At 35.0% G+C, this 17,820-nt stretch carries 22 protein-coding genes; 7 read left to right on the top strand and 15 right to left on the bottom strand.

Annotation, left to right across the window (positions count from 1 at the left end):
- Positions 1-50: 50 nt before the first annotated feature.
- Positions 51-2,300 (bottom strand): protein translocase subunit SecDF, encoded by a 2,250-nt coding sequence (secDF, locus tag AC5LWL_RS08660; protein WP_493433936.1) that lies wholly within the window; start codon positions 2,298-2,300, stop codon positions 51-53.
- 379 nt (positions 2,301-2,679) lie between these two features.
- On the bottom strand, positions 2,680-2,979 hold the full coding sequence (locus AC5LWL_RS08655; protein ID WP_493433935.1) for a post-transcriptional regulator: 300 nt from the start codon (positions 2,977-2,979) through the stop codon (positions 2,680-2,682).
- Positions 2,980-3,269: 290 nt separating this feature from the next.
- On the opposite strand from AC5LWL_RS08655, the gene spoVB reads away from it, so the two are divergent.
- The gene (gene spoVB, locus AC5LWL_RS08650; RefSeq protein ID WP_493433934.1) at positions 3,270-4,814 is read left to right on the top strand and encodes a stage V sporulation protein B; all 1,545 of its coding nucleotides are present in this window, start codon (positions 3,270-3,272) and stop codon (positions 4,812-4,814) included.
- A 451-nt stretch (positions 4,815-5,265) separates the two neighbouring features.
- Positions 5,266-5,619 (top strand): TIGR04086 family membrane protein, encoded by a 354-nt coding sequence (locus tag AC5LWL_RS08645; protein ID WP_493433933.1) that lies wholly within the window; start codon positions 5,266-5,268, stop codon positions 5,617-5,619.
- A 242-nt stretch (positions 5,620-5,861) separates the two neighbouring features.
- Here the strand turns inward: AC5LWL_RS08645 and yajC are convergent, their stop codons facing one another.
- The 6 genes from yajC to AC5LWL_RS08615 all read right to left on the bottom strand — a co-directional run bounded on the left by yajC (position 5,862) and on the right by AC5LWL_RS08615 (position 10,633).
- A complete protein-coding gene (yajC, locus tag AC5LWL_RS08640) occupies positions 5,862-6,146 on the bottom strand; it encodes a preprotein translocase subunit YajC (protein WP_493433932.1) in 285 nt (94 codons plus the stop codon).
- A gap of 31 nt (positions 6,147-6,177) precedes the next feature.
- A complete protein-coding gene (gene tgt / locus AC5LWL_RS08635; protein WP_493433931.1) occupies positions 6,178-7,317 on the bottom strand; it encodes a tRNA guanosine(34) transglycosylase Tgt in 1,140 nt (379 codons plus the stop codon).
- A gap of 241 nt (positions 7,318-7,558) precedes the next feature.
- Positions 7,559-8,587 carry a tRNA preQ1(34) S-adenosylmethionine ribosyltransferase-isomerase QueA gene (gene queA / locus AC5LWL_RS08630; protein ID WP_493433930.1) on the bottom strand — a complete coding sequence of 343 codons (1,029 nt, stop codon included), beginning with the start codon at positions 8,585-8,587 and terminating at the stop codon, positions 7,559-7,561.
- Between the two features lie 26 nt (positions 8,588-8,613).
- On the bottom strand, positions 8,614-9,615 hold the full coding sequence (ruvB, locus tag AC5LWL_RS08625; protein WP_493433929.1) for a Holliday junction branch migration DNA helicase RuvB: 1,002 nt from the start codon (positions 9,613-9,615) through the stop codon (positions 8,614-8,616).
- A 63-nt stretch (positions 9,616-9,678) separates the two neighbouring features.
- Positions 9,679-10,287: a Holliday junction branch migration protein RuvA gene (gene ruvA, locus AC5LWL_RS08620; protein ID WP_493433928.1), complete on the bottom strand. Its 609-nt coding sequence runs from the start codon at positions 10,285-10,287 to the stop codon at positions 9,679-9,681.
- Positions 10,288-10,426: 139 nt separating this feature from the next.
- Complete coding sequence (locus AC5LWL_RS08615; RefSeq protein WP_493433927.1) at positions 10,427-10,633, bottom strand: ATP-binding protein; 207 nt, start codon at positions 10,631-10,633, stop codon at positions 10,427-10,429.
- Here AC5LWL_RS08615 and AC5LWL_RS08610 point away from each other — a divergent pair.
- Complete coding sequence (locus tag AC5LWL_RS08610; RefSeq protein ID WP_493433926.1) at positions 10,628-10,783, top strand: hypothetical protein; 156 nt, start codon at positions 10,628-10,630, stop codon at positions 10,781-10,783. The genes AC5LWL_RS08615 and AC5LWL_RS08610 overlap by 6 nt on opposite strands.
- Positions 10,784-10,970: 187 nt before the next feature.
- On the opposite strand, the gene AC5LWL_RS08605 is transcribed toward AC5LWL_RS08610, so the two are convergent.
- Entirely contained in the window at positions 10,971-11,306 is a 336-nt protein-coding gene (locus AC5LWL_RS08605) for a transposase (protein WP_493433925.1), read from the bottom strand.
- Between the two features lie 537 nt (positions 11,307-11,843).
- On the opposite strand from AC5LWL_RS08605, the gene AC5LWL_RS08600 reads away from it, so the two are divergent.
- Complete coding sequence (locus tag AC5LWL_RS08600; RefSeq protein ID WP_493433924.1) at positions 11,844-11,981, top strand: hypothetical protein; 138 nt, start codon at positions 11,844-11,846, stop codon at positions 11,979-11,981.
- Complete coding sequence (locus tag AC5LWL_RS08595; RefSeq protein WP_493433923.1) at positions 11,978-12,367, top strand: type II toxin-antitoxin system death-on-curing family toxin; 390 nt, start codon at positions 11,978-11,980, stop codon at positions 12,365-12,367. Before AC5LWL_RS08600 ends, AC5LWL_RS08595 begins: the two co-directional genes overlap by 4 nt.
- A gap of 1,028 nt (positions 12,368-13,395) precedes the next feature.
- On the opposite strand, the gene AC5LWL_RS08590 is transcribed toward AC5LWL_RS08595, so the two are convergent.
- From AC5LWL_RS08590 to tnpA, 6 genes are all read right to left on the bottom strand, one after another.
- Positions 13,396-13,530, bottom strand: a complete 135-nt coding sequence (locus tag AC5LWL_RS08590; protein ID WP_493433922.1) for a hypothetical protein — start codon at positions 13,528-13,530, stop codon at positions 13,396-13,398.
- A gap of 270 nt (positions 13,531-13,800) precedes the next feature.
- Entirely contained in the window at positions 13,801-14,634 is an 834-nt protein-coding gene (locus AC5LWL_RS08585; RefSeq protein WP_493433921.1) for a leucine-rich repeat domain-containing protein, read from the bottom strand.
- A 333-nt stretch (positions 14,635-14,967) separates the two neighbouring features.
- Complete coding sequence (locus tag AC5LWL_RS08580) at positions 14,968-15,582, bottom strand: hypothetical protein (RefSeq protein ID WP_493433920.1); 615 nt, start codon at positions 15,580-15,582, stop codon at positions 14,968-14,970.
- Positions 15,583-15,644: 62 nt separating this feature from the next.
- Positions 15,645-15,767, bottom strand: a complete 123-nt coding sequence (locus tag AC5LWL_RS08575) for a hypothetical protein (protein WP_493433919.1) — start codon at positions 15,765-15,767, stop codon at positions 15,645-15,647.
- Positions 15,768-15,871: 104 nt separating this feature from the next.
- Positions 15,872-16,156, bottom strand: coding sequence for a hypothetical protein (locus AC5LWL_RS08570; RefSeq protein WP_493433918.1), 285 nt, complete (start codon positions 16,154-16,156; stop codon positions 15,872-15,874).
- Positions 16,157-16,238: 82 nt separating this feature from the next.
- Entirely contained in the window at positions 16,239-16,670 is a 432-nt protein-coding gene (gene tnpA, locus AC5LWL_RS08565) for an IS200/IS605 family transposase (RefSeq protein WP_493433917.1), read from the bottom strand.
- A gap of 150 nt (positions 16,671-16,820) precedes the next feature.
- Between tnpA and AC5LWL_RS08560 the strand changes: the two genes are divergently transcribed.
- Positions 16,821-17,177, top strand: a complete 357-nt coding sequence (locus AC5LWL_RS08560) for a PadR family transcriptional regulator (protein WP_493433916.1) — start codon at positions 16,821-16,823, stop codon at positions 17,175-17,177.
- Entirely contained in the window at positions 17,170-17,817 is a 648-nt protein-coding gene (locus tag AC5LWL_RS08555; protein ID WP_493433915.1) for a hypothetical protein, read from the top strand. The genes AC5LWL_RS08560 and AC5LWL_RS08555 overlap by 8 nt, the downstream gene beginning before the upstream one ends.
- The last annotated feature ends 3 nt before the right edge of the window (positions 17,818-17,820 follow it).

The raw sequence follows: 17,820 nt of genomic DNA, 5'->3' as shown, positions 1-17,820 counted from the left end.
TATTTTCTTTTCCAAAATAAGAATGAGACTCTGCGTTTTTCTATGCATGCTTACACTTGAGGCTGGTCTGTGCTTTTTCGTTTTTCTTTTACCGTAATAAGTACACCTTTTTTCTTCAATTCTTTTTTCTTCCATACATACCATAATTGAGAGGCAATAAAGATGGAAGAATAAGCTCCACCAACTAAACCAATTAACAAAGCAGTAGAGAAGTTTTTAATCGAATCACTGCCGAAGATTAATAAGGCAACCACACAAATTACTACTGTAACTACCGTGTTAATCGAACGGGCAAATGTTTGTCTTAAGCTTCGATTAATAATTTCTTTAATTTCCTGTGCTGTTTTAATACGTTCTTTCTTCGCTAAGTTTTCTCTTATTCGGTCAAATGTAACAATCGTATCATTAATAGAATAACCTACAATCGTTAATACAGCGGCAATAAAGGTAATATCCACTTCAAGTCGTGTGATGCTGAATATAACGATAATAAAGAATGCATCATGAAGCAGTGCCAATACAGCGGCAAGGGCCATATAAATTTCAAAACGAATGGTCACATAAATGATAATGCCAATAGATGCAATTAACACAGCATAAAAAGCATTTTTAGCCAGTTCTTTTCCGATAGTAGAGGAAACCGTGCTAATATTCGGCTCATGTCCGTATGTGTTTTTTAATTCCGTTTTTAATTCAGCAATCTTTTCTTTACTAAGGTCACCTTTAATGCGAATAGCGCCAATTTCCTGATTTTCTCCAGATATTACGATATCGTCTGCAGCAATACCTACTTTTTCCATTTCTTGCTGTAATTCTTCTGTTTTTAGCGATTTTTCCGCCATAATTTCCACACGGGATCCGCTGGAGAAATCAATACCTAAATTTAATTTAAATACAAATAGGATAATAATTCCTGCCGCAATCAGCACACCTGAAATCGCGAAAAAGATGTTTTTATATTTCACAAAATCAATACGGTCAAATTTCGTTGGCAATGTTAATGTATCATAGTTTTCATTAATATCTTTTATATCTTTGCGGTTTACACCAAACCATGTTGGCTTCTTATTAAATGCCTTGCTATGAACTAATAATCCAAGCATTAATCTTGATCCGTATACCGCTGTTATAAAGCTGACAAGGATGCTGACGATTAATAATGTCGCAAATCCTTTAACAGAACTTGTCCCATAAACAAATAGGACAACTGCCGCTAATACTGTAGTAAGGTTGGCGTCAAAAATAGTAGATATAGAATTTTTGTTTCCTGCATGAAATGCTGCTCGGAGCGACTTGCCGACACGCAGTTCATCCTTAATTCGTTCATAGGTGATAATATTGGCATCCACTGCCATACCGACACCAAGAATCAACGCTGCTATCCCCGGCAATGTTAAAACACCATTCATTAAGTCGAGTACAAGCAGATTTAAATACACATATACTGTCAATGTAATTACAGCAACAATACCTGGCAGTCGATAGTATAGCATCATAAAGATAAAGACAAGTCCGACACCAACTATACCAGCAAATATCGTATCTTTTAATGCCTGGTCGCCAAATTGCGCTCCAACGCTTGTTGAATATTTTTCATCAAGCTTTACAGGCAGTGCACCTGCATTCAATAAATCTGCTAAGCTTTTTGCTTCCTGAACGGTAAAGTTTCCTGTAATTTGTACAGAATCTTGATTAAACACTTGGCTAACTCCTGGAGCGGATAAAAATTTTGGATTCTCTTTTGTTGCTTCTTTCTTGTACGAATCTCCATCCTCATAATCCAGCCAAATTACAAGAGCACTTCCTAATACTTGCTCCGTTACATTTTTAAACTTGCTTGCGCTTTTTAATTTAAGCGATACACTCGGTTTTCCATTTTGATCAAAGCCTTGAGAAGCCCCGCCTTCCACAAGATCCGATCCATCCATTAATTTCTTATCGTTTACATCACGAAAAGACAGATTTGCTTCTGTCGATAGAATTTCTCTTGCTTTGTTTTGGTCTGTAACACCAGCAAGCTGCACACGAATACGATCATTTCCTTCAATTTGAATACTCGGTTCACTTACCCCTAACACGTTAACCCGTCTATCAAGGGCCTGTGCCGTACTCTTTAGAACATCTGGTGTGATTTTTTTTCCGCCTTCAATTGGTGTTACCTCATAAAGTACTTCAAATCCCCCTTGAAGATCTAATCCTAAATTAATATGATGCAAAATATTTTTTGTTGTACCGCCAAGTAAACCGGCACAAAGTAGGATGATTAACAAGAAAGCAATAATTCTACTTCTTTTTACCATTATGTATTGATCCTCCTCAAAGATAAACAAAAGATGACTTCTTTCTTACAGTTAAACAACAACTATGTACTTTTGAATATTTCTACTACTAATTAACGAATAGAAGTACGTTAATGTCATCACAAATATAAGCCATCCTATGAAAAGAGAAACTCTCTTTGTATACAGGATGACGCTACATATAATGTTAGCAGAATATACGATAACCGTTTGTTTTAATAATTCCACTTAAGATTCGTCAACTTAACAGACTGGATTGCACTTTATCTATTCTGTACTATCCAAATACATCTTGTCCTTTTTTGTTAATAGAATAAACTCATTATGAAACAGATTAAGTTGGCTGTCAATTTGTTCAAAAAAATATCATAAAATAATATTACTTCAATAATTCCTTTTTTTCTTCTTCCGATAAAACGGTGAAAAAATCATCTGCCTTATATGCTTCCATTGTAGCGAAATTCATATATTCTCCAATTTTCACATTTAAGATATCTTGCACTAATATAAACATTCTACTGCTTCCTGAAGCTTTTTTCCATTTTTTCTTTGTTAAGTAACCCCATAATTCCTCTTCAGTGATTGTATCATATCCCAGTAAATGAAATTCTTCTAATTTACTTTTTAACGCAGGCTGTACCTTCTGTCGATAATGATCATATACATGCGCTGATACCATGCTTAAAACAGCTCCCTTTTCATTTAATCAAACTGTCAAAAAATGTTCACTTTCCACGTTTTTCGCTAGAGTAAAAACAACCGAACCATTTAGAGAAACGAAAAAGATCCATTTTTTTAACAATCTGAAAAGTGTACAAACGATTGTGTTCATTAAAAAATTTACTATTTTATTTCCATTAGGGATTATAAAGCTACAAAAAATCATGATTCCTTGTCATGCTTTGTCCATTGTTTTGCATATAGTTAATTGTATAGTATTATTTGCAATTTGAGAAGGCAGGGAATTAAATGTCTAAGTTTTTAAAAGGAACGATGATTTTATTAGTAGCAGGATTGATTACAAGAGTATTAGGATTTATTAATCGCATCGTTATTGCAAGATTTATTGGGGAAGATGGCGTTGGTTTATATATGATGGTATACCCTACACTTATTCTAGTTGTAACCATTATCCAACTTGGACTACCTGTTGCCATATCCAAAAATGTTGCAGAAGCAGAGGCAGAAGGAAATAACCAAAAAGTTAAATCGATATTGGTTGTTTCTTTAGCGACAACATTAACGCTTACTATTTTGTTTACCCCTGCTTTATTCCTATTAACACCCTATTTATCCAACACTTTATTTACCGATCCGAGAACATTGCAGCCGCTGGTAGCCATCACTCCCATTATTCCGGTTATTGCAGTTTCTTCGGTTTTAAGAGGGTATTTCCAAGGACGTCAAAACATGCGGCCTGCCGCTACATCACAGGTCATTGAACAAGTTGTTCGCATCACGCTTATTGCTACCTTAACAAAAGCGTTTTTGCCGTTTGGTATTGAATATGCTGCTGCGGGTGCTATGTTAGCATCTGTACTAGGCGAGTTAGCATCCTTGCTGTTTTTATTAGCGTCCTTTAAATGGAAAAAAACGTTTCCATTACGAAAAAAATTCTTCCGCTATGTTCGCGGCGGAAAGAGTACTTTTAAAGAATTAATGCAAGTGGCTCTGCCGACAACAGGAAGCAGAATGATTGGCAGCATAGCCTGGTTTATTGAACCAATTGTTGTGGCGCATAGTTTATCGATTGCCGGTTTAACAGCCGTTAATGCAACAAAACAATATGGTGTCTTAACAGGATTTGCTCTTCCGCTTCTCATGCTGCCATCTTTTTTTACTCAGTCCCTTTCCACTTCTCTTGTGCCTGCAATCAGTGAAGCAAACGCAAATAATCAGTATAAAAAAATTGAATATTTATTGCAGCAGGCGCTTCGATTTACTTTTATGACAGGAGGTCTTGCAGTAGTTGTTTTATATGTACTCGCTGAACCGCTCATGTCTGTTATGTATCATAGCTCAAGAGGGACCACTTTTATTCAGCTAATGGCGCCTTTTTTTATTTTAAATTATTATCAAGGTCCACTTCAGGCGACACTTCAAGCACTTAATCTAGCCAGGGCTGCAATGATTAATAGTTTTATTGGAGCCGCAGTGAAAACCGCTGTTATCTTCTTTTTAGCAAGCCGTTCTGAATTTGGAATTTACGGGGTTGCCATTGCTTTAATTGTTGGATTTGTACTTGTAACCATGCTTCATTTTGTCACAGTAATCAAAACAATTAGCTTTTCCATCTATGTGCGTGATTACATAAAAATGATTGTTGTTATCTTTATTACTGGCTATATTGGGACAAAGTTAACAAAATTGATTTCCTTCTGGTCCTTGCCGATAAAAGTGATGATGTTGGCTTGTTTCATAAGCATTATTTATCTTCTGCTTTTGTTTGTCTTAAAATTAATTAAAAAAGAAGATCTACAAAAAATTCCATGGGTTGGTTCTCGTTTTTTATAGAAGCTTAGTTGACCACTTTACCAGAAAGGAAATAAGGAACGTCCATTAGCAGTTACTCTGTCCTATTGGATGTTCCTTATTTTTATTAAATTCTCTTCTAGAGGTTGTTCAAAAAGTCCGGTAAAAATGACACGTCGAATTTCTTCGTTGGCTTCACTTTTCCGCTTCTCACGTATCAACTAGAGGTTCTTCAACTAAAATCGCTCACGTTCTGTGAGCAACGTTGAAGTCACCACATCCCGTGGAAGGCCGATGCTCAAAGTAAAGCCGCCTCGAACTTCTTGGTCCTTTTTGAACACGCACTTCTACATAAATAAAAGTTATTTATTTTATTGATTCTATTTTTTAAGATGATGAATATGCTTGTACTAGAATGTAAATTTAAACAGACATAAAGCTTTGAAGGGAGAGGTTTAAAATCGAAGAAAGCAAACATGTTGGAAGCGCCGTTTTGTATGGCTTAATTTCCATTTTTATTCTTTTAATCACAAGCAGTATTGTTTTTTCCTTACTATTAAGATTTACATCCCTACAGGAATCTTCTTTACAATACATTATTACGGCTGTATCTTTTATTACTTTATTTTCCGGGGGATTTATCTCAGGTGGAAAAGGAAGGCAAAAAGGCTGGTTTCTTGGCGGATTAACGGGATTGATTTATTCTCTTATTGTGTTTTTATTCACTTATTTAGGGTTGGATCAGCTCTTTACAGCAGAACAGTTTATCTACCATATTTGCTATACATTAATATGCATGATGGGCGGTATTTTAGGAGTAAACCTTTCAAAAGGGAGTACAGCTTAAGCTTTTTTTGAATAAGAAAAGCAGCAAGGGATACTTGCTGCTTAGTGTGCAGAAAAATGTGACTGTAAAATTTCAGATTGATTGAAAACGTTTGTCTATCGAGGAACGACCCTTTTTGAGGAGCGGAGTTACCGTTATTGGGTAATGAGCACCGCAAAAAACGGGAAGTGACGAAGAGAGCAAACGTTTTTAATTAGTCTGAACAGCAAGGGATACCTGCTGCTTTTTCTACGTTTTAATTATTATGCCTTATCTAAAACAGGACTTGAAGACGGTGTCACATCACGAACGGCATTACGATCGAAAGTGAGACGGCTTCCATCGCCGCATTTGATTACGACTGTACCATCATCAATTGCATCAACAGTGCCATGAAGACCACCGATTGTTACAACCTTGTCCCCTTTTTTCAAATCACTTTGCATTTGTCTCACCGCTTTTTGGCGTTTTTGCTGTGGACGAATTAACAAAAAGTAAAATAGGACAAACATTAAAATAAATGGAAGTAAACCCATAATTTGTTGCATATATTTCCCCTCCTTTCAAAATGTTCTCTATTTAGAAGTTTTTAGCGTTCGGTTTATTAAATCCATAACGTTCAAAAAATTCTTCTTTGAAGTCACCTAAGCGATCTTCACGGATCGCTTGACGAACATTCACCATTAAGTTTAACAGAAAATAAAGATTATGGTAAGATGTAAGTCGAATTCCGAATGTTTCGTCACATCGTATAAGATGACGAATGTATGCACGGCTGTAATTTTTGCAAGTATAGCAGTCACAATTTGGATCTAATGGGCTAAAGTCTCTTGCATATTTAGCATTTTTCACGACAAGTCTGCCTTCGCTCGTCATGCATGTTCCATTTCTTGCAATTCGGGTCGGCAGTACACAATCAAACATATCAATGCCGCGAATAGCACCATCAATCAATGAATCTGGTGAACCAACACCCATTAGATAACGTGGTTTGTTATCTGGCATTAACGGTGTCGTAAATTCTAATACACGATTCATTACATCTTTTGGTTCTCCAACTGATAAACCTCCAACAGCATACCCTGGGAAATCTAAAGAAACTAAATCTCTTGCACTCTGTTTTCTTAGCTCTTCATATTCTCCACCTTGAATAATGCCAAACAAGCCTTGGTCTTGTGGTCTATTATGTGCTTTTAAACAGCGTTCTGCCCATCTGGATGTTCTTTCGACCGATCTTTTCATATACTCATATTCGGCTGGATATGGTGGACACTCATCAAATGCCATCATAATATCTGAGCCTAATGCATTTTGGATATCCATTGCTTTTTCAGGTGACAGAAATAGCTTGTCGCCATTTAAATGGTTTCGGAAGTGTACGCCTTCTTCTTCAATTTTACGAAAGTCGCTTAAGCTGAAGACTTGGAATCCGCCTGAGTCTGTTAAAATGGCTTTGTCCCAGTTCATAAATTTATGAAGGCCGCCTGCTTCTTTTACAATTTCGTGTCCTGGTCGGAGCCATAGATGATAGGTGTTGCTTAGAATGATATTAGCGCCCATTGTTTTTAAGTCTTCTGGTGCCATTGTTTTTACAGTTGCCAATGTTCCAACTGGCATAAATGCTGGTGTTTCAAAGGAGCCGTGGGGGGTATGTACGATTCCTAATCTTGCTCCTGTTTGTTTACATGTTTTAATAAATTCGTAACGAATTGCTGTCAATTTATTGTTCTCCTTTAGTTATCATCTTTTCATTAGGCTACCCTAAAAAAAAGGGTTGCTTACACGCTCAATGAGTCCACAGCCGGAATCACTTCGCTTTCCATGGGTCTACGCCTGAGCCTCCTCGCTGCGCTGCTATCTTCTCGTCTTTCTCGCATTCCCACGGGAGTCTTCGTGTATACAGGCTACTCTCTGCTTAGAAACGTAAGAAATTTGCTTCTTTTCATGTGCTATGTTGGCTTTATTGTATGAACATTGCATCCCCAAAGCTAAAGAAGCGATATCTTTCGTTTACTGCTGTTTCGTATGCATGCAGAATATTTTCTCTGCCGGCTAGTGCGCTTACTAGCATAATAAGTGTGGATTTTGGGAGATGGAAGTTAGTAATCATTCCATCAATTCCTTTAAATTCATAACCTGGATAAATAAAAATACTTGTCCACCCACTGCTTGCTTCAAATCTTCCATTATTAGCAGTCGCAATCGTTTCTAATGTTCTCGTGGAAGTGGTGCCTACAGAAATAATTCTGCCTCCCTTTTCCTTAACTGTATTCAACAACGAAGCCGTACCAGCTGTTATTTGGTAAAATTCAGCATGCATTTCATGATGATCCACGTCCTCCACGCTTACTGGTCGAAATGTACCTAAACCAACATGAAGGGTAATAAAAGCAATATGGACACCCTTTGCTTTTAATGCCTCTAATAGCTCTTCGGTAAAATGCAAACCCGCCGTTGGTGCAGCAGCAGAGCCTCTTTCTTTCGCATAAACGGTTTGATATCTGTCTTGATCGTCTAGCACTTCTTTTATATATGGAGGCAACGGCATTTCGCCAAGTTCCTCTAATATTTCATAAAAGATTCCATCATATTGAAAATCAAGAATTCTGCCACCATGTTCTAATTCTTTTACACAAACCGCTTTTAATTTACCATCCCCAAAGGAAATGACCGTACCAGTTTTCACTCGTTTTGCGGGCTTTACTAATGTCTCCCATTGATCTCCTTCCTGCTGCTTTAACAGAAGGACTTCAATATGAGCTCCAGTATCTTCTTTTTCCCCATGGAGCCTTGCTGGAAGTACTCTCGTATCATTTAAAACGAGACAATCTCCCGGGTTTATAAAGTCAATAATATCTTTAAATGTATGATTGTTTATATTTCCTGTTGTTTTGTTTACTACCATCAGCCTGCTGCTCGTTCTATCCTCTAATGGAGTTTGAGCAATTAGTTCTTCCGGCAGATGAAAATCAAATAATTCTACTTTCAATTTTGTCACCTGTTTTCTTTTTCTTGTTATTCTTCTGGTTCATTTAACTGAAAATGATCATATACAAGATGGGTAACAACCCTTCCTCTAGGAGTTCTTTGTATAAAACCAATTTGCAGTAGGTATGGTTCGTACACATCTTCAATCGTATGTGCTTCTTCTCCAATTGTCGCTGCTATTGTTTCTAGGCCAACAGGACCGCCTTTAAATTTATGAATCATCCCCATTAATAATTTATGGTCAATATGATCCAAACCTAAACGGTCTACTTGCAATAGTTCTAAAGATAGATGGGAAATTTCTTTTGTTATGCTGCCATCTCCTTTAACCTGTGCGAAATCCCGCACTCTTCGCAAAAGTCGATTGGCTATTCTCGGTGTGCCTCTGGACCGTCTGGCAATTTCCCATGCTGCATCCTTATTTATGTCTGTTTGCAGCACTTCTGCTGTTCGCTCCACAATATCTTTTAACTGCTCTTCCTTATAATACTCTAGTCTGCTTAAAACACCGAATCGATCTCGTAAAGGGGCAGAAATGGAACCAGCTCGAGTTGTTGCACCAACCAGTGTAAATGGAGGTAAATCAATGCGCACAGATCGTGCCTCTGGCCCTTTACCAATCACGATATCTAAACAAAAGTCCTCCATTGCTGGATACAGCACCTCTTCAATCGATCTAGGCAGTCGATGAATTTCATCAATAAAAAGAACATCTCCTGGTTCTAATGCTGTTAATATTGCAGCCAAATCGCCAGGCCGCTCTATTGCGGGACCTGCCGTCGTACGAATATTAACACCCATTTCATTGGCAATAATAGCAGCTAATGTTGTTTTCCCTAGACCTGGAGGGCCATATAAAAGGACATGGTCCAAGGATTCTGCTCGCTGTCTTGCAGCTTCTATAAATATTTCTAGATTTTGTTTTACTTTATCCTGTCCAATATATTCCTTTAAAAGAACTGGTCGTAAGCTTTGTTCAAAAGATGTATCCTGCCCATCTGCCTCACCAGAAATAATTCGCTCTTCCATATCACTTTTTCCCTCCCATCCAAAGATTTAAATAAAACGAATGATTGTCTACTAATTTACGTTTTATTTCAAAAGTAATTGTAAAGCCAATTTAATATATTGATCTGTTGTAAGCTGTTCTTTCTTTAAACTTGGTGTAATCTTTTTAATTTCTTTGTCTGAATACCCAAGCGCTGATAATGCCAGCAGTGCTTCATCTAATAATGCAGTGCGATTTTGCTTTTGTTCCACTTCTTCTGCAGTGAAAAGATTTGGAAAGAAATCTGGCAGTATATCCGGAAGTTTGCCTTTTAAATCAAGAATCATTTGCCGGGCTGTTTTTTTCCCCACACCAGGAAATTTTACTAAAAAGGCTTCATCTTCATTCTCTATGGCGGTTATTACTTGCACTGGCTCTCCTGATGCCAATATAGCAAGCGCACCCTTCGGACCAATTCCAGAGACATTCAGCAGCTTTGTAAACAACGCTTTCTCCTCTCTTGATCGAAAACCATACAAGCTGATTATATCTTCTCTTACATAATGATATGTAAACACAACGATCTCTTTATTATCTAAGGTAGAAAAAGAAAAGGGATTTGGCGTCTTTATTTGATAGCCAATTCCATTATTCTCAATTACTATGTATTCTGGACTAACAAAATCTATTTTACCTTTTATATACTCATACAAATTTGTTTCGCTCCCCTTTTAAATCCTATTGCTTATTTTATCATATAATAAAGAAAATCGACCCACCAAAATCATTTTCATAATATTCAATGAAAAGAAAAAGTGCCTTGATAACCCCGAAGAAACATGTTCTCTTGGCTCAAAAAGTGCTTTTTCCACAACCAGGTGGACCAGTCATAAAAACATGATGTTCTTCCGCTGCTGCTATTTTTAATGCCAGTTTGGCAAACTCATGTCCAATAATAGGAGAAAAATCTTTATCATACGTTATTTCTTTCTCTAATGATTTTTTTGGAAAATGAACAGGGAGAAGTTGCTGCCCTGCTAAGAAGATTATCGTGTGCAAGTGGAGGTGCAAACGCTTGAGGGAATAGACATTTTTGTGATTGTTGGTTTGCTGGACGCATCGGTGAAAGAATGGGTGACGGTTGTTCTTCATTTCATTGTAGATAGTGATAAACTACCCCTTTTAAGCCAATATTCATTATTTTTATAACCATTATATTTCTCCTCGTTTTTTATTTCTTTCTTCTGAAACAAATATTTTGGCAGATTTACTTTTCTCCATCCTGTGTTGTAAGACAATGCTTGGTTATACATTCGTATCTTTTTCTTTAGCATGTAAAAAATTCAGATAATTTTCCACTTGAGGTTTAGGAAAATAAGTGAGAATTCTTTCCGGACTAACTAAATGGTCCTTTTGAGGACGAATATATATAGAAATAACTACTCCACTTATAATCCTCTAAAACCGCAACCACTTTTACTCGAATTGGATTTAGATGGATATATCTATTTACTTTTAACTCATACTCCAAAGAAGTAATTAATTCCGAACCATAACGACTTTCAAAAACATGACCGGTAAAATGATATTTTTTATTAAAGTAAGTGGCATATTGAGAGTGGAGATATTTCATAATCGATCCAGTTGGATGGTGAATGGTCTCTATTTGGAGATGGATGTGGTTTGTCATAAGACAATAAGATGGAAGAACAAATGGTTTTAAACATTTCATCTCTTCTTAAAGTCTAAGATATTCTCTCGCGTCTTCCTCATCACGAAATAAAGAAGTCCTTCGAATCCCTCGACTAGTAATGTGAAATCTGGCTCCTGGAAACCAGATACGCCTTTTTCTTGGCAACGTATTACCTCCAATCATTACGAACACGAATTTTAAATGACGATGAATGAATACCTCATTTTACAGGGAAAAGTAAATAGAAATGGAAAATTTCTGAGGATCAAACGGACTATAACAGAGAAATCATAGTGAATAAACAACAACACTACATATTTTCTACAAAAAACATTAAAATCCTTCTTTTTATTTTTACTTTAATAAAAAGAAGAAACCATCAGGCTATAACAGAAAGACAGTTCTCTCCCTAAGCTCGTCCTCTCTCAAAAGACAAACGTCCTTTTGAGGGACCTGACCCCATACTCCACCTACTCCATCAATTTTTACTCCCGAGTAAGAATTTTCAATTCCCCTCTTTGTTTGCTATACTGAGGGTAGAGAGTAATTAACATTTCGTAATGATGGGGCGATAAAATGAGTAATCATGAAAATAATGAAGAAAAGGTTCCAAAAGAACAAGATGTTCATTTAGAAAAAGAAGTTGACCAAGAGGCATTAGATGTTATTTTTCGATTATATGACAAAACCTTTAGGGATTTGGTAGAAAGATGAAGTATATTTCTGCTGAAATCGCAACAAAAATCAATAAGAATCTAATAAAAAAATATAGTAATGGAGAAATAATTGGTGTAAAAGACCCAAACTTGTTAGATAGTGCTATCAATCGCCCTTTTCAAACTATGTTTGGGGAATCCTTATATAAAGATATATTTGAAAAAGCTGTGGCCTTATTTGAATCACTTGCCAAAAATCATGTATTCCACAATGCAAATAAGAGAACAGCATTTGCATGTATGGCATATTTTTTATTCATCAACGGACATGTTTGTGTAATGAACGAAAAAGATGCAGCGGATTTAACAGTAAATTTCGTAGTGGGAAAAATTACATTTGATGAGATAGTAAGAATCATTAGAAAACATTCTTATCATAAATAGTGAGAAAAATCAAGCAAGACAAGTGAAAAACCTAACAATAGAAAATCTCGCCGAACATGTTGCATAAGCACCAATCATATTCGAGATATTGAAGTTAAAAATAAAAGACCGATCGTTGGCACAACATTCCATAAATTATGTGAAGCACTCCATTTAAATGCCCAAAAAGTATTAGATCAAGTAAAAAAAGAGCGAAAATAATAATTAAATCTGCCAATAAAGATGACTAACTATCCTTCCAAACTCATACAAAGGTCCCTCTTTCAGGAACTTTTCCCTAAAAGAAGGCATCTACTTCTATCCCTTTTTGTTTTACTAGTCCGCTACATATTTCACCAAATACCTAAATGCCACAAAGCTATCCTTTCTATTAATGGTCTATTCATTCGAATGGCAAGAACTCAATTTATCCGGTATATCATTCTAATTTCGCCACCCACAATATCTGTTATATCGTAAAGTAATTTAACGAATAGAAGAAGCGTAGAACAAGGCGGGGAAAGGCATATACAATATAAAAATAACCCTTCCACACTTTAACATTCTTAAAAGGTTGCTCAAAAACCAAAAATTCTAGATAAGGCTGGCGATGTTTCGCTTCCTTTTGTATAGTCAAAGAAAGACTCCTGTTTTCAAGAGCCTTCGTTTTTTCCACTTGCTATTTATTCGTTATTCTTCTTTTACAGCATATGGATCCTGCCTCATATTAAACTACTACCCTAACATAGTACTGGCGCAGAAATTAAAATTCTTCTAGCCTATCAAACTTCGACAAATTTTGATATATTTCAGGTCGTCACTGTGACCAGGTATCCAAAAACAGGGAAAAAGAGCGAATTTTGTCGAATAATCGAGAAACTAGGAAAAAAAGTGGATAAATCAAAAAAAAGAGGATAAACATCAGAAAATAAAAGATAAATCCTCAAAATAAGCAAACAATAAAATGATAACCCTTTCATTATCATTTCGATTACCCACTTTATCGTATTGATACTCATTCGTAGAACCATTTGGCAATGTTTCTTTGATTAATTGATTATTCGCATCATAAACGTATTATGCGGTACCATTTCGACTGGTTTCTGTTTTAATATTGCCAGCTTTGTCATAGGTGTAACCAAAAGATAAGGCTGGCGGTGTTTCGCTTCCTTTTGTATAGTCAAAGAAAGACTCCTGTTTTAAGGAGCCTTTGTTTTTTCCACTTGCTATTTATTCGTTATTCTTCTAATCTATCAGACTTCGACAAATTTTGATCTATTTCGGGTAGTCACTGTGACCAGGTAACCTTGATTCGGAATACTGATAAAGAAATCAACTAAATGCGATATACTAAAATCCAAGCCAAATTGGTAAAGTTCTTTTAACACTTGTCCATCTTCATCGTTTGGAAACTTCATTTAACACACTTCCTTTATATAAGTAAAGAAATTATATTATGATATAACTTCAAAATCTTTTTCCTTATGCGAATAATGTTTTTTATTTGTAAAAGAAACACTTTTAATGTTTTTACAAGCATTCAGATTTCCATCTATAATATTTGTCTCTTTAAAGAAAAATTCAGATAAGTTTTCCATATTCTGTACAAAATCAATTGTTTCAATATCTCCGCACTTAAATAGATCCAGGGTTTCCAAGTTGTTCAAATATCTGCACTCTGAAATATTCCGAATATTTTTACACGATTCTATCTCTAACTTTCTAATATACTTAAGGCTCTTTATATCTTTTACATCTTTTAAAGCACGAATATAATTTAACTGTAATTCTCGCAAATTTATCAAATTGCCTATTCCATGTAATGAACTTATATTTCCCTGTGTTAAAACAAGTTGCTTTAATTGTCGTAAATCAGATAGTTCAGTTAAATTCTTTTTTTCTGGTTTGTACCCATATAACTCTAACCTTTCTAATGATTTTAAAGAAGATAATCCCCTCATTTTAGGGATCCATTCCAATCTTAATATTTCTAGATGAGGAAATTGTTCTAATTGTATGGGAATTTTATTATCGTTCTCAATCATTGACAATTCTTTCAAGTTATCTAAGTTATATATACCATCTATATTTTTTAAAAGACCTGCATCAATACCAATTGTTTCAATCTTTTTGCATTGAAGTAAAAAATCTAAATTATCACCTGTATAATATTGATCACTAACTATAATATTTTTTATAGAATGATCTTTTATATAATAAAGGCACTCTTCCAAATTTTCATTAGATATATAGATAGACGATCCACTTTTTATTATCTTATTCTTCAATAACAAATTCTCCTTTCTAATATCTATCTCCCATGATCTTGCCAATAATATTTTCTTCCTGGACTGTGAATTTTATTATACAATTTTCCACCCTTTTTAAACTTATATTTTCTCATATCAAGATACTCATTTTTAAAAGCTTCTCTATGGCTATTAGAAGGTCTCCATACAATAGATTTTATTCCTCTCCCTTTTTTTCTCTAGATTTCGCAAATACTTTTGATCTTTTAAGCATCCCTTTCCCAATATATCTATAACCATTTCCAAATTTAATGTTATACGACCCTGTTCCTTTCGCTGCTTTAGTAATTTTTGTGACATTTTTAATTTTTTTTATGTCTTATATCCCTTATAAAGCTTATATCCCCTATATGCCGCAATCCCACCATATACAATTAATTGTATATAGTCCTCATCAGGATCGACATACCTAACTGGATTATTACTAACATAAGTATATCCATTTTGAGTTAAGGAATCATCCTCATCACCACGTTGATTTGTCCAGAAATAGTAGGTCTTCGTTTGCCATGCTCCAGATCCATTTTTATCTTTGACGACCATTCCGACTACTTTTCCAGCATCGTTCCATTGGTAATAGCGATATCTTTGGATTTGATTATTCTCTTTTGTTACTTCTAACGCAAGATTGTCCTCTTCTCCGTCATAATAATATTCATATGTTTTGGTGCCAATGATTTTTTTCGTTCGTAATCCTCCTTCATCGTACTCATATTTAGCCACTTCCGTTTTATCGGCTAAAGTCGTTACGCTTGTTTGAGCAACAAGATCATTATATTCATAATTAAAATGATCATCATTCGTTACGTTGCCATCTGGATCATACTTAAATGAAGAAGCACCATTTTTCGTTGCATTCTGATTCCCATCATTATACGTATAATTCGTTTCTGTGCCATTTTGAATCAGCTTAGTTCGATTGCCCACTTTATTGTATTGAAACTCATTCGTAGAACGGTTAGACAATGTTTCTTTGATTAATTGATTATTTACATCATAAACGTATTATGCGGTACCATTTCGACTGGTTTCTGTTTTAATATTGCCAGATTTATCATATGTGTAATTAAAAGATAAAGCTGGCGATGTTTCGCTTCCTTTTGTATAGTCAAAGAAAGACTCCTGTTTTAAGGAGCCTTTGTTTTTTCCACTTGCTATTTATTCGTTATTCTTCTAATCTAACAGACTTCGACAAATTTTGATCTATTTCGGGTAGTCACTGTGACCAGAGGTATTTATTATCTTTTGTTACTTCTAACGCAAGATTATCCTCTTCGCCATCGTAGTAATACTCATACGTTTTTGTGCCAATGATTTTTTTCGTTCGTAAGCCTTCTTCATCGTACTCATATTTTGCTACTTCCGTTTTAGCGGCTAAAGTCGTTACGCTTGTTTGAGCACCAAGATCATTATATTCATAATTAAAATGATCATCATTCGTTAAGTTTCCATCGGGATCGTACTTAAACGACCACCTACTAAAGTAGGTGGATTTGGACATAAATGTCGACGACTAAAGTCGTAAACTAAGACTGAAGTTTTCGGAAAGACCTTAAGCTAAAGCATACTCACCATGACTAAACTCATTCTTCAATCCTGAATATATCGTTCTTTCCTTCATTAAATTGGTTAGCAATATAATTTCTTATCGTTTCTTCATCCACTGTTCCTACAGTGGCACAAAAATAGCCCCTTGCCCATAAGTGTTGACCCCAATATTTCTTTTTTAACTCAGGGAACTGATCTTGAAGAAGCCTTGATGATCTCCCTTTTAGGTACTGCATGATTTTACTTGGGGCCATGCTCAGTGGACAGGATAATAATAAATGGATGTGATCTTTTCCAACACTTCCTTGCAAGATGGTGATTCCTCTTGCTTCACATCCTTGCCTGATTAATTCTCGTGTTCTTACGGCAATCGGACCATATAATACCTTATCTCTGTATTTCGTTACCCATATCACATGAAATTTAATATCATACACTGCATGACCATTTTTTCGATATCCGTCCATACTTTCACCTCACCTTTTTAGTATGGACATCGAACGGCAAGGCTAAAAGCTTATACCGTCTAAAGACGGTGGAATTAGACCACGCATTTGTAAATTAAATCCCACTATATTTGATTGAAATATAGTGATGGTTAATTTATAATAAAAAATATGGAAAATAATGATAATTGGATAATTCAGTTACGTAAAGGTGTTTTCGAAATAGCAATTCTTTCCCTTATAAGTCAAAAATCTATGTATGGATATGAAATAACCAACGCTCTAAAAAAAATACCAATATTTTCTATCCCTTCTGGAACTATCTATCCAATATTGAGTAGAATAACTAAAAAAAATTGGGCGATTACTTATTGGGAAGAGTCACAAGATGGACCAAAAAGAAAATATTATCAAATTACAAATGAGGGGAATGAAATTTTGCATAATCGTTTAAAGGACTATGAAGTTGTCTACAAAGCTTTAACTACTTTGAACAGAAGGGAACGTAAAAATAACAATCATGGATAAAAATTTATTTTTTTCAAACAGTCTTATTAAATCTTTTCTCAATGATTTAAGCAAAAATCTAATCAGCTTACCTTTTGAATTAAGGGAACAGCATATTTCTGAAATAGAGTCAGATCTATATGCAAATGCAATAGAACTATCGAAACAAGGAAAAAAAGATGAGGATATTCCACAGGAAGTATTAAAAGACTATCTTTCTCCCAAAAGTATAGCAACTGCTATACAATCTGAATATAGTGAAGAAATTAAAACTGCTCATCCGACAAATAAAACAACAATTCAATCCTATACAGCTTTTTCTATAGGACCTTTAGGAGCACTTTCTATACCGATTTTATTTGGAAATATTAATATTTCATCTTCTTTGCCATTCATAATATGTTTTATTGTAAGTAATTTGGTATTTATATATAATAACAATAAAATAATTTGGGATGATAAAATGTTAACTTATTTAAAAAAAATGATAATAGTTTGCCGAACTGTTTTATTATCACTATCACTAGCTTTTTTTTCTATACGTACAATAATAAAAAATGATATTGACAAATTTTCTTTGTATTATTTATTGTGTTATATATTGATTTCACTTATTTATATAATGCTTTTGAAGTCTTTATTGAAAAAAAAACAGGCATAAGCC

The organism is Niallia sp. WK069_GA_01 (assembly GCF_983173855.1).
The sequence above is the reverse complement of the archived record's forward strand: the minus strand, read 5'-3'. Positions and strand labels throughout refer to the sequence as shown.